Below are 10,403 nucleotides of genomic sequence, written 5' to 3'. Positions count from 1 at the left end.
CCCCGCCGAACCGGGTAAGTCGGCAATGACGACATGCGCGCCGGCGGCCGCCAGCCTGCGCGCCGTCGCCAGCCCCAGCCCCGACGCGCCTCCGGTAACCAGCGCAGAAATGCCTTCGGTGCTCATTGCCATGCCCTCCTGGAAGAATGCCATGGCAGCCATATTACATACCATATAGTATCTTTTCAATGAATTCTGAAAGTACTATCAATCCCCATTTTTTACGCTAAAAAATCCAATAAAAATCCATGCTCGAATTACGTTGACCACAAAACATACCTAATAGTATGCTGATCTTATTGTACGGATGAAGCACCCAAAGAATGGATTCACCGTGCATGGCGGCCTGGCCGCCGTGCAGCCACGAGCAGCGCCGGGCATTGCCCGTATAACGATAGGAGACAACCATGAAACGGATTCAGAAACTGGTGGCCGTTGGTTTGATCGGCCTGGGCATGAGCGCGCTGGCGCAGGCGCAGGACCCCGTGAAAGTCGGGGTGATTTTTCCGCTGTCGGGGGGGGCCGGGCCGCAGGGCCAGCACGTCACGCAGGCCATCCAGGCCATGGCCGCCGTCATCAACGAAGACGGCGGCGTGCTGGGCCGCCAGATCGAGATCGTGTCGCGCGATGACGAATCCACGCCCGCGGTAGGCGTATCGCGCGCCAATGAACTGGTGGGCGCGGGCGTGTCGGTCATTATCGAGGGCTGGAACAGCCCGGTGACACTGGCCATGCAACCCGTGATTGCCCGCGCCGGCATCCTGGACATCACGGCGGTATCGAAGGCGGACCCCATCCTGTCCGGAGAAGGCAACCCCTTGGCCGTGCGCCTGAACAGCTCGAACTCGCAAGACGGCGCCATCATCGCCAAGTACATTGCCGACCAGAAGGCCAAGCGCATCGCCTTCCTGACCGAGAACGACGCCTACGGCAACGGAGCCCAGGCCTCGATCGAGGCCGCGCTCAAGAGCCTGAACTACCCATACGAAAAAGTGGCCGAGGAGAAGTTTCCCTTTACCCAGGCCGACTTCCGGGTAGCCCTGACCGCCGTGCGCGGCGCCAACCCCGACCTGACCGTGGCCATCAACGCCAACGAAGGGCTGGGCATGCCGGCCATCATCCGGCAAGCCAAGCGGTCCCGCCTGCCCGGCACGCTGGTGGCGGCGGTGGGTACCGTGGCGCCCAGCGTCATCAAGGTGGCCGGCGACGCCGCCGACGGCCTGGTCGGCGCCGATATTTACTTCCCCGATGTGGAGCCTTTTGCCTCCAACCCGGCCAACCAGCGCTTCGTGGCCAAGACCGAGGAACTGTTCAAGTACACCCCGGACAAGTTCATGGCGTTGGGCGCCACGTCGCTGCAGGTATGGGCCATGGCCGCCAACGAACTGAAGACGCTGGACCGCGAAGCCATTGCCAAGCGCATCCGCGGCGGCACCTTCAAGAACACCGTCATGGGCGACCTGACGTTCGAACCCAACGGCCAGCTTAAATCGAACCACTATCTGTTTACGGTGCAGGGCCAGAAGATCGTGGTTGAGCAATGACGATGGCCAGTAGCATGGGCAGCAACGGGGCCGCGCAGGCCGGCCCCGTGCTCACCGTGGACGGACTGGGCGTGCGCTATGGCGCCCTGGTCGCGCTGCAAGACGTCAGCTGGGAAGTGCGCGCCGGGGAACTGCTAAGCATCATCGGCCCTAATGGCGCGGGCAAGAGTTCGTGCTACGACGCGGTCACGGCCCTCATCCCCCGCAGCGGCCGGGTGCATCTGCATGGGCGCGACATTACCAACGTGCCGCCTTATCGCCTGGCCTCGCTGGGCCTCAAGCGCACGTTCCAGCAGAACGCTTTTTTCGACGACCTGAGCGTGCGCGACAACATGATGGCGATGCTGGGCGACGAGGCGCATGCCGGGCTGTGGGCCAGCGCGGCCAACCCCTTCATGGCGGCGCGGCGGCGGGCCCAGGCGCGCGGCTACGCCGAGCGCCTGCTCGAGCGGTTCCGTATCCCCGCCCAATGCCATGCCCTGCGCCCGAAAGAAATTTCGTATGGCATGCAGCGCATGCTGTCCATCGCCCTGGCTTACGGAAAGGGCGCCAGCGTGCTGCTGCTGGACGAACCCGCGGCCGGCCTGGGCGGCGCCGACATGGCCGAACTGGTGCGCCTGCTGGCGGAACTGAAGGCCGAAGGCATGGCAGTAGTGGTGATCGAACACCACATGGACCTGGTCATGGCCGTGGCCGACCGGATCTTCGTGCTGGACCTGGGCCGCCCGCTGGCCTGCGGCACGCCCTCGTCCATACGCAACGACCCACGCGTGCTGGAAGCTTATCTGGGGAAAGCATCATGACCACCACGCGCGATGCGCCGACACTGCAGGCCCGCCGGCTGAACGTGGCCTATGAGGGCAACCATGCGGTGCAGGTTGAACACCTGGCCGTGGGCCGCGGCGAGATCGTGGGAGTGGTGGGCGCCAATGGCGCCGGCAAGTCCACGCTGGTCAACGGCCTGGCCGGCTGGTCGCGCGGGCCGGCCCGGGTAGACGCGGAAATTACGCTGGACGGCCGGCGCGTCGATGCGCAGCCCACGCACGAACGCGTGCGCAACGGGCTGTTGCTGGTGCCCGAGGGCCGCCTGGTGTTCGCCAGCATGACGGTGGACGAGAACCTGTGCACCGCCTTCACGCCGGATGCCGCTACCGGCCGGCGCATCTATGCGCGGGACGAAGTGTATGAATTGTTCCCGCGCCTGAAAGAGCGCCGCGGGCACCTGGGCGCGCAGTTGTCGGGCGGCGAACGCCAGATGCTGGGCATAGGCCGCGCCCTGATGATGGGCCCGCGCGTACTGCTGCTGGACGAGCCTTCCATCGGGCTGGCGCCCATGCTGGTGCTGCAGGTACTGCGCACCCTGCGCACCCTGGCCGCATCGGGCTTGTCCATTCTGCTGGTCGAACAGAACGTACGCGCCGCCCTGGAAGTGGTAGACCGCTTGCTGTTGCTGGAGCGCGGCCGTGTCGTGTTGGAGGGCCCGGCATCCGAAGTGGGCGCCAACCCGAAAATCGCCCAGGCTTATCTCGGGGAGCATGCGGCATGAACCTGGTTCAACAACTCATCAACGGCATTGTGCTGGGGCATGCCTACGCGCTGATTGCCATCGGCTGGACAGTACTGCTGGGCGTGGCGCGCCTGGTGAATTTCGGCCACGGGCAGATGTACATGCTGGGCGCGTTCGTCACCTGGTGGGCCACCACGGGCGCCGGGGTGCCGTATGCCCTGGCGGTGCCCCTGTCCATGCTGGTGGGCGCCGTATTCGGCGTGGCCATGCAGCGCGTCATGCTGCGCGCCACCTTCGAGCAGAATCTCGTTTCCATCATGATCATGACGCTGGGCTTCGGCTACGTGCTGCATGGCGCCGCGTCGCTGGTGTTCGGCTCCACCGGCCAAATACTGGACACCCCGTTGTCGATGCGCGACCTGGAGGTCGGCAGCCTGTGGGTCACTTGGCAGGACACGGCCATCGTGGTGGCCGCCATCATCGTGTTCATCGCGCTGAAGTGGGTGCTGGACCGCACGCGCATCGGGCGCCTGGTACGCATGGTGGCCGAAGACCCCAAGCTTGCCCAACTGGCGGGGATAGACGTGCGGCGCGTGTACTACGGCGTGTTTGCCTTCGAAGGCGCGGCCGTGGCGTTCGCCGCCAGCATGGTGGCGCCGCGCACGCCTATCCTGACCTCGATGGGGTTCGAAGAGGTCATCATGACCTTCGTAGTGGTGGTGCTGGGCGGCATAGGCAGCGTCACGGGCAGCTATGTCGCCGGTGTTGCGCTGGGGATATTCACGGCGCTGTTCGGCGCCCTGGTCTCGCCCGCCTATGCCACCGCGGCCGCTTTCCTGGTATTGATCGCCGTGCTGGTGCTGCGTCCGGCCGGGCTGAGCGCCGGCGCGGCCAAGGGGGTGCACTGATGGCCTGCCTTCCCATGCAGCGCGCCGCCCTGCTGCCGCTGGCGGCCGCGGGCTTCTTCGCCCCTGCCTTGCTGGGCGGAGGCCCCGCGGTGTACAGCGCGGCGGTGCTCATCGCGATCCTGGCCGTCATGTCCTACGGGCTGGATGTCATCGTGTCCGACCTGGGCGAAGTCAGCCTGGGGCATGCGGTGTTTTTCGCCGGTGGGGCCTATGCCACGGCCCTGCTCTCGACCCAGGCCGGCGCGGGCGCCTGGGCCACCCTGGCGGCTTCCATCGCGGTGGCCCTGCTGCTGGCGGCAGCCATCGGCCTGGTCACCCTGCGCCTGCGCGAATTCGTGTTCTCGCTGGTGACCTACGCGGTGTCGGTGGTGGCCATGACGCTGGCCGCCAACTGGGCTTTCCTGGGCGGTTCCGATGGAGTGCGGGGCCTGCCCACGCTAGACCTGTCTTTCGCCGGGTTTACTCTTGCCGCGCGCAACGACCAGGAACTGTGGCCCTACGCCTACGCCCTGCTGGTGGCCGCCCTGTACCTGGTCGACCGCTTCCGCCATTCGCGGCTGGGCAAGGCGGCCGTCATGGTGCACCTGAACCCGCGGCTGGCCACCATGGCGGGCATCGACCCGGCGCGCGTGCGGCTGCAGGTGTTCCTGTTCTCGGCGCCCATCAGCGCCGCGGCGGGCTGGCTGTATGCGTACCAGCGCGCCTATGTCAGCGCGGACATCCTGGAAACCTATTTCCTGATTCTGATGCTGACGGCGGTGGTACTGGTGGGACGACGCCAGTTACTGGGCCCTCTGGCCGCCACGGCCTTGATCCTGATACAGGAAAAGTTCTTTTCACTGGGAGGCTACGTGGACAAGATCGTCCTGGGCAGCGTGCTGGTGATCATTCTGGCCTTCTTTCCGCAGGGACTGATGGGGCTGGCGCGTCCGCTGGGCCGCCTGGCGTGCCGCCGCCCGCCCCGCCCCTCTGCGCCGACCTCTCTGGAGAATCCCAAGTGACCGTCATCTGGAACCCGCTGTTGGACGATTCCGCCACGCGCTGGCAAGCCCTGGCCGACCGCCTGGGACGCGAACAATTCGCGCCGCTGGCCCCGCAACTCGACCGCGACCAGCGCTACCCCTGGGAAACCATCGACACCCTGGTCCAGCACCAGTTCACCGGCCTGTTCCTGCCGCGCGAATGGGGCGGACAGGGAGAAAGCCTGACCACCACGGTGGCGGCGGTGGAAACCCTGGGCCGGCATTGCTCGTCCACGTCCGCCATCATGTGCGCCTATCAACTGGGAGCTTTTCCGATCCTGCTGGCCGGCAACGACGAGCAGAAAAACTTCTATCTGCGCGAAATGACCCAGGGCCGCGCCACCAGCTTCGCCTTGTCCGAGCGCATTGCCGGGTCCGATGCCGCGGCCATCGAGGCCACCGCCGTGCGCGAGGGCGACGGCTGGCGCCTGCGCGGCGAGAAATACTGGATCGGCAATGGCGGCGCCTCGCGCTACTACGTGGTGTTCGCCAAGACCGACCCGGCCGCTGGCGGCCGCGGGATTTCGGCCTTCATGGTAGACAAGGAGCAGCCCGGCGCCATCATCGACGAACTGTCCGACAAGATGGGCATACGCGGCACCCAGACCTCCAACCTGAAGCTGGACCTGGTGGTGCCGGACAGCGCCCGCGTGGGCGAACTGAACCGCGCCCTGCGCCTGGCCCTGCAAACCCTGAATGTAGGCCGCATCATGGTGGCGGCCCAGTCCCTGGGGTTGGCCCTGGCCTCATTCCACGAGGCAGCCGCGCGCGCCGTGCAGCGCAAGACTTTCGGACAGGCCATCGGCGAGAACCAGGCCATCGGCTTCAAGCTGGCCGACATGGCCACCGAGATCTCGGCCGCCCGCATGATGCTCTACGCCGCCGCCCAGGCCTATGACGAAGGCCGGGACGTTTCCAACCTGGGCGCCATGGCCAAGCTGTACGCCTCTGAAGTCTCGCACCGAGTAGTGGACAATACTGTCCAGATCTGGGGAGGCCTGGGCTACTGCAAGCCCACCACCGCGGAACGCCTGTACCGCGACCAGCGCATTCTCGAGATCTACGAGGGTTCTTCCGAAATCCAGCGGCTCGTGCTGTCCCGCGCCGTGCGCAAGGAGGCGGAAGAACAGGCGCAATGAATCCTGCACTGAAGAGGTAGTAATGGCTAATGCATCACAGACCCCGGCCGAGACAAGCGGCGGCGAATCGCGCGATGAAATCCTGCGGGCCGCGGCGGAACTGTTCATGGAATTCGGCTACGCGGCCACATCCATCGACGCCGTGGCGCAGCGGCTGGGCGCCACCAAGGGACGCATCTACCATCATTACCGCAGCAAGGCCGATCTCTTCTTCGACGTACAGGTCGCGGCCATGAACCGCCTGACCGAGCAGGTGGAGCCCATCGCGCGCGGCGCTGGCAATGCCGTCGAACGCCTGGCGGCCATGGCCTTGCGCCACACGCAGATCCTGCTGAAAGAACTGCCCATGCAGAAAGTGGCGGTGCAGGGGCTGGAACGCCATCTGCTGGAGGCCTCGGCCGCGGCCAAGCGGCTGCGCGCGGTGGTGAAGATGCGCGACGACTACGAGGCCATGTTCGTCGAGGTCATCGACGAAGGCACTCGCGGCGGCGCGTTCGTGGACCTGCCCGCCAAGCTTCTGAGCAAACCTTTTTTTGGTGCATTGAACTGGGCAACCATCTGGTACAGCCAACGGCGCCTGCAAAGCGCCGAGGCGGTCGACGACATCGCCCACGCCCTCGCGGCCTTTGCCTTGCGGGGCTTACTCAAGGACTCCAGCAATGAAGCAGCAAGAGAGACAGCCCTATTCCGATACGATCTGGGATGAGGCAGAAACGTGGTCACGCGACCGCATAGAAAGCTTCCAGCTCGATGCGCTGCGCCGCCAGCTGCGGCGCGTGGCGCAAACCAGCAGCCATTACCAGCGCGTGTTTGCCGCCGCCGGCTTCCAGCCGGATGACCTGAAAAGTTTTGCCGACCTGCGCAAGCTGCCCTTCACGCGCAAAAGCGATTACATGGCCGGCCTGCAGGCCGAGCCCCCCTTCGGCAGCCTGGCCGCCGTCCAGCCCGGCGAGGCCGTGCGGGTACATTTTTCGTCGGGCACCACGGCGCGCCCCGCGCCGGTGCTGTGGACGCAAGCCGATATCGATCGTTGGGCCGATCTCTATTCCCGCTATTTGTACGCGCAGGGCCTGCGCCGCGGCGATGTGTTCCAGTGCATGTTCAATTACGCCTGGTTCGTGGGCGGCCTGGGCGCCACGCTGGCCGCGCAGCAAGTGGGCGCGCTGGTGATTCCCGCGTCGTCGGGGGACACCCAGCGGCAGATCGAGACCATTTTCCAGTACGGCACGCAGTGCGTGATAGGCACGCCGTCGTTCATGGCGCACATGGCCGAAGCCGCCCAGGCCATGGGGCGCGATCTGGCCGGCTCCAGCGTGCGGATGGTGTGCGTGGGCGGCGAGCCCGGCGCCAGCATTCCGGGCACGCGGGAACGCATAGAACGCCAGTGGGGCGCCAAGATGTATGACTGCTACGGCGCGCTGGAATGCCAGCCCATAGGCTGGGACACGGCCTCGCAGTTGGGCCCCACCCTGGCCGAAGACTTCATCTATGTCGAGATCCTGCATCCCGACACCCACGAACCCGTGCCTGACGGCGAGCGCGGTGTACTGGTGCTGACCCACCTGGACCGCCAGGCCTGCCCGCTGGTGCGCTGGTGGACGGGCGACATGGTGGTGCGCGACAGCCGCCCCGCGCCCGACGGCCGCACCCATGCCCGGCTGGCCGGTGGCGTGCTGGGGCGCGCCGACGACATGCTGATCGTGCGTGGCGTGAACCTGTTCCCCTCGGCGGTGGAAGACATCGTGCGCGCCTTTCCCGGCCTGACCAATGAATACGTGCTGGTGCTGGACGACAGCGTCAAAGACCCCAACACCGGCTTTCTCACGGGAGTGAAGCTGCGCGTGGAACGCGAGCGCGGCGCCGCGGCCGACCTGGGCGAACGCCTGTCGCAACGCCTGCGCGAAAAACTGCAGGTGCGCTTCCACGTCGAAGTCGTGGAATCCGGTACGCTGCCCCGCACCGTGCACAAGGCCACGCGGGTGATCCATGGCTGACGGCGAACCCCAATTGCCCCGGCCGCTGGCGGGCAAGCGCGTGGTCGAGCTCTCGCAGTTCATCGCGGGTCCGACCGCGGCGCAGTACCTGGCCGACTTCGGCGCCGATGTGGTCAAGATCGAATCGCCCCAGGGCGACGGCGTGCGCACCCTGCCCGGCAACGCCTTCGGCAGCTACTACGCCCGCAGTTTCAACACCGGCAAGCGCAGCCAGGTGCTCAACCTGCGCGACCCGGCCGACCGCGTCCGCCTGGACACCTTGCTGCAAGAGGCCGATGCCTTCATCTGCAACCTGGCGCCCGCCTCGCTGGCCGGGCTGGACCTGCAGGGCCCCGGCCTGCGCAAGCGCTACCCGCGGCTGGTGATCGCCTTGATCTCGGGCTATGGCCAGCAGGACCCGCGGGTGTGCATGGACACCATCGCCCAATGCGAATCCGGCTTCGCCCTGCTCAACGGCAATGAAGACGGCACCCCCCGCCTGACCACCAGTTGGCCGGTGGACATGTTCTGCGGCATGTATGCGGGCATGAGCAGCGCCATGGCCATGCTGGATCCGGCGGACCGAGGCTGCCTGGTAGACCTTTCCATGATGGAGGTGGCCGCCAGCATGCTGATCGGGCCCGCGGCGCTGGCCGTCAGCGAAGGCGATGCCCTGGATCCCCCCATGGGCAATCGCGACCGCGCCTCGGCGCCATCCAGCATTTACCAGTGCGCCGATGGCTATGTATATATCCTGGGCGGCCTGGACGCGTACTGGCTGAAGCTGCGCCCGCTGATCGGCGCCGACGATGCGCCCATCAAGGAACGCATCCGGCGCGCGGCGCACTTCGACGCGCAAGTCGAGGCCTGGACCCTGCCGCAACGGCGCGATGATGTGCTGGCCCACATGCGCCGCCTGCAGATTCCCGCCGGCATCGTGCGCGCGCCTGACGAAGCCTTGGCCATCATCCGCGCGCTGCGCCCCGGGGCGGTGTCCACCCGCTTGCCCACGGGCGAGCATGTCCCGGCCTTCCCCGCCCTGTTCGACGGCTTGCGCCTGCCGCGCAGCGCCACGCCGCCTGTCGGCGGCGACCGCCGGCCAACCTGAACGCCATACCCCGCCCAAACTTCCATGGAATCCGCGATGACCACCGCTTCCGCCGCCCATCCCGTACATGCCCTGCAACCCAATATTTTCAAGGGCAGGTCGGCCTTCATCACCGGGGCCGGTTCCGGCATAGGACGCGGCATAGCGCTGCGCCTGCTGGCTCTGGGCATGGACGTATTCGGCACCGGCCGCCGTCCCGACCCGCTGCGCGAAACCGGCGAACTGGCGCAGGGCCTGCCCGGCCGCTACGAATACGAGCCCTGCAATGTCCGCGATACCGAAGCCATCGAGGCTCTGGTTGCCAAAGTGGGCGAACGCCAGGGCATCGACCTGCTGGTGAATAACGCGGGCGGGCAATTCTTCGCGCCCGCCACCGGGATCAGCCGCAAAGGCTGGGACGCGGTCATCGACGTCAATCTCAGCGCTATTTTCGTGGTGACCAAGGCGGCCTACCCTTATCTGAAGGCGCGCAAGGGATCGGTGGTGTGCATTTCGCTGTCGGGCGTGGACCGGGGCTCCATGGGCATCGCGCATTCCATCGCCGCGCGCGCGGGGGTGCTGGGCCTGATGCGCACGCTTGCGCTTGAATGGGGGCCGGACGAAATCTCGCTGAACTGCATCGGCCCGGGGGCGGTGCTGACCGAAGGGCTGACCGGCGAAGCCGCCAAGCCCATGCTGGACCGCCTGGTCCAGGCTACTCCCATGGGGCGCGCCACCCAGGTTGAAGAGCTGGCCGAACTGGTGGCCTTCCTGGCCACCCCGGCTGCCCACCTGATGACGGGGCAGCTCATCCAGATTGACGGCGCGGCCCATTTGGGACCAGGGCTGCATATGGTGGCAGCCTGAACCGCCGGCGCGGCATAGCCGCCAACTAGCGGCATCCAGCCCGGTTTTTTCGCTGATTGATTCTTAACGTAACAAATTATTCTCGCGGCACTTGCCGCCCCAATAACCTCTTCCAACCCGGGCGGTCCGAAATGTACCGGTCGCCCAATGAGCCCATTCGCCGCGTTGATGTCGCTGTATTACCTTTCCATAGACCCGCTGCTGGTGCGCCTGCGCAAGCGGACGCGCCTGCGGTCATGGCTGCACCGCGATGAACTTCCCGTGAAGCGCCTGGCCATGCACGAGACCGCGGCCCATGGCCCCGACGGCACGCTGGCCCTGCGGCGCTTCACGCGCGTGGCGCGCCGCTACGACAT

Annotated in this window: 12 protein-coding genes; 11 read left to right on the top strand and 1 reads right to left on the bottom strand. The window is 66.4% G+C overall.

What is annotated here, in order from left to right:
- Nucleotides 1–126 (bottom strand): SDR family NAD(P)-dependent oxidoreductase (locus LPZ50_RS15895; RefSeq protein ID WP_230662473.1); only part of this gene is annotated, 126 nt, incomplete at its 3' end.
- A gap of 281 nt (nucleotides 127–407) precedes the next feature.
- Between LPZ50_RS15895 and LPZ50_RS15890 the strand changes: the two genes are divergently transcribed.
- The 11 genes from LPZ50_RS15890 to LPZ50_RS15840 all read left to right on the top strand — a co-directional run.
- On the top strand, nucleotides 408–1,544 hold the full coding sequence (locus tag LPZ50_RS15890) for an ABC transporter substrate-binding protein (protein ID WP_230662471.1): 1,137 nt from the start codon (nucleotides 408–410) through the stop codon (nucleotides 1,542–1,544).
- Nucleotides 1,545–1,546: 2 nt separating this feature from the next.
- Complete coding sequence (locus LPZ50_RS15885; protein ID WP_230662469.1) at nucleotides 1,547–2,347, top strand: ABC transporter ATP-binding protein; 801 nt, start codon at nucleotides 1,547–1,549, stop codon at nucleotides 2,345–2,347.
- The gene (locus LPZ50_RS15880; protein WP_230662468.1) at nucleotides 2,344–3,090 is read left to right on the top strand and encodes an ABC transporter ATP-binding protein; all 747 of its coding nucleotides are present in this window, start codon (nucleotides 2,344–2,346) and stop codon (nucleotides 3,088–3,090) included. The genes LPZ50_RS15885 and LPZ50_RS15880 overlap by 4 nt, the downstream gene beginning before the upstream one ends.
- On the top strand, nucleotides 3,087–3,959 hold the full coding sequence (locus tag LPZ50_RS15875) for a branched-chain amino acid ABC transporter permease (protein WP_230662466.1): 873 nt from the start codon (nucleotides 3,087–3,089) through the stop codon (nucleotides 3,957–3,959). The genes LPZ50_RS15880 and LPZ50_RS15875 overlap by 4 nt, the downstream gene beginning before the upstream one ends.
- Nucleotides 3,959–4,960: a branched-chain amino acid ABC transporter permease gene (locus tag LPZ50_RS15870; RefSeq protein WP_230662465.1), complete on the top strand. Its 1,002-nt coding sequence runs from the start codon at nucleotides 3,959–3,961 to the stop codon at nucleotides 4,958–4,960. Before LPZ50_RS15875 ends, LPZ50_RS15870 begins: the two co-directional genes overlap by 1 nt.
- Nucleotides 4,957–6,120: an acyl-CoA dehydrogenase family protein gene (locus tag LPZ50_RS15865; RefSeq protein WP_230662463.1), complete on the top strand. Its 1,164-nt coding sequence runs from the start codon at nucleotides 4,957–4,959 to the stop codon at nucleotides 6,118–6,120. Before LPZ50_RS15870 ends, LPZ50_RS15865 begins: the two co-directional genes overlap by 4 nt.
- 22 nt (nucleotides 6,121–6,142) lie before the next feature.
- The gene (locus tag LPZ50_RS15860) at nucleotides 6,143–6,826 is read left to right on the top strand and encodes a TetR/AcrR family transcriptional regulator (RefSeq protein WP_230662461.1); all 684 of its coding nucleotides are present in this window, start codon (nucleotides 6,143–6,145) and stop codon (nucleotides 6,824–6,826) included.
- A complete protein-coding gene (locus LPZ50_RS15855) occupies nucleotides 6,780–8,114 on the top strand; it encodes a phenylacetate--CoA ligase family protein (RefSeq protein ID WP_230662459.1) in 1,335 nt (444 codons plus the stop codon). The genes LPZ50_RS15860 and LPZ50_RS15855 overlap by 47 nt, the downstream gene beginning before the upstream one ends.
- Nucleotides 8,107–9,201, top strand: coding sequence for a CoA transferase (locus LPZ50_RS15850; RefSeq protein WP_230662457.1), 1,095 nt, complete (start codon nucleotides 8,107–8,109; stop codon nucleotides 9,199–9,201). Before LPZ50_RS15855 ends, LPZ50_RS15850 begins: the two co-directional genes overlap by 8 nt.
- 36 nt (nucleotides 9,202–9,237) lie before the next feature.
- Entirely contained in the window at nucleotides 9,238–10,047 is an 810-nt protein-coding gene (locus tag LPZ50_RS15845; RefSeq protein WP_230662455.1) for an SDR family oxidoreductase, read from the top strand.
- A gap of 147 nt (nucleotides 10,048–10,194) precedes the next feature.
- A partial coding sequence (locus tag LPZ50_RS15840) for a hypothetical protein (protein ID WP_230662454.1) occupies nucleotides 10,195–10,403 on the top strand: 209 nt, incomplete at its 3' end.

The organism is Bordetella petrii, from assembly GCF_020991325.1.
Lineage (GTDB): Bacteria > Pseudomonadota > Gammaproteobacteria > Burkholderiales > Burkholderiaceae_B > Bordetella_A > Bordetella_A petrii_E.
Note: the sequence above shows the minus strand (reverse complement) of the source record. Positions and strands in the feature narration are given on the sequence as shown.

Coding starts and splice junctions, on each gene's coding strand:
- LPZ50_RS15890 (WP_230662471.1), top strand. CDS start 408: ATGAAACGGATTCAGAAACTGGTGGCCGTTGGTTTGATCGGCCTGGGC.
- LPZ50_RS15885 (WP_230662469.1), top strand. CDS start 1,547: ATGGCCAGTAGCATGGGCAGCAACGGGGCCGCGCAGGCCGGCCCCGTG.
- LPZ50_RS15880 (WP_230662468.1), top strand. CDS start 2,344: ATGACCACCACGCGCGATGCGCCGACACTGCAGGCCCGCCGGCTGAAC.
- LPZ50_RS15875 (WP_230662466.1), top strand. CDS start 3,087: ATGAACCTGGTTCAACAACTCATCAACGGCATTGTGCTGGGGCATGCC.
- LPZ50_RS15870 (WP_230662465.1), top strand. CDS start 3,959: ATGGCCTGCCTTCCCATGCAGCGCGCCGCCCTGCTGCCGCTGGCGGCC.
- LPZ50_RS15860 (WP_230662461.1), top strand. CDS start 6,143: ATGGCTAATGCATCACAGACCCCGGCCGAGACAAGCGGCGGCGAATCG.
- LPZ50_RS15855 (WP_230662459.1), top strand. CDS start 6,780: ATGAAGCAGCAAGAGAGACAGCCCTATTCCGATACGATCTGGGATGAG.
- LPZ50_RS15850 (WP_230662457.1), top strand. CDS start 8,107: ATGGCTGACGGCGAACCCCAATTGCCCCGGCCGCTGGCGGGCAAGCGC.
- LPZ50_RS15845 (WP_230662455.1), top strand. CDS start 9,238: ATGACCACCGCTTCCGCCGCCCATCCCGTACATGCCCTGCAACCCAAT.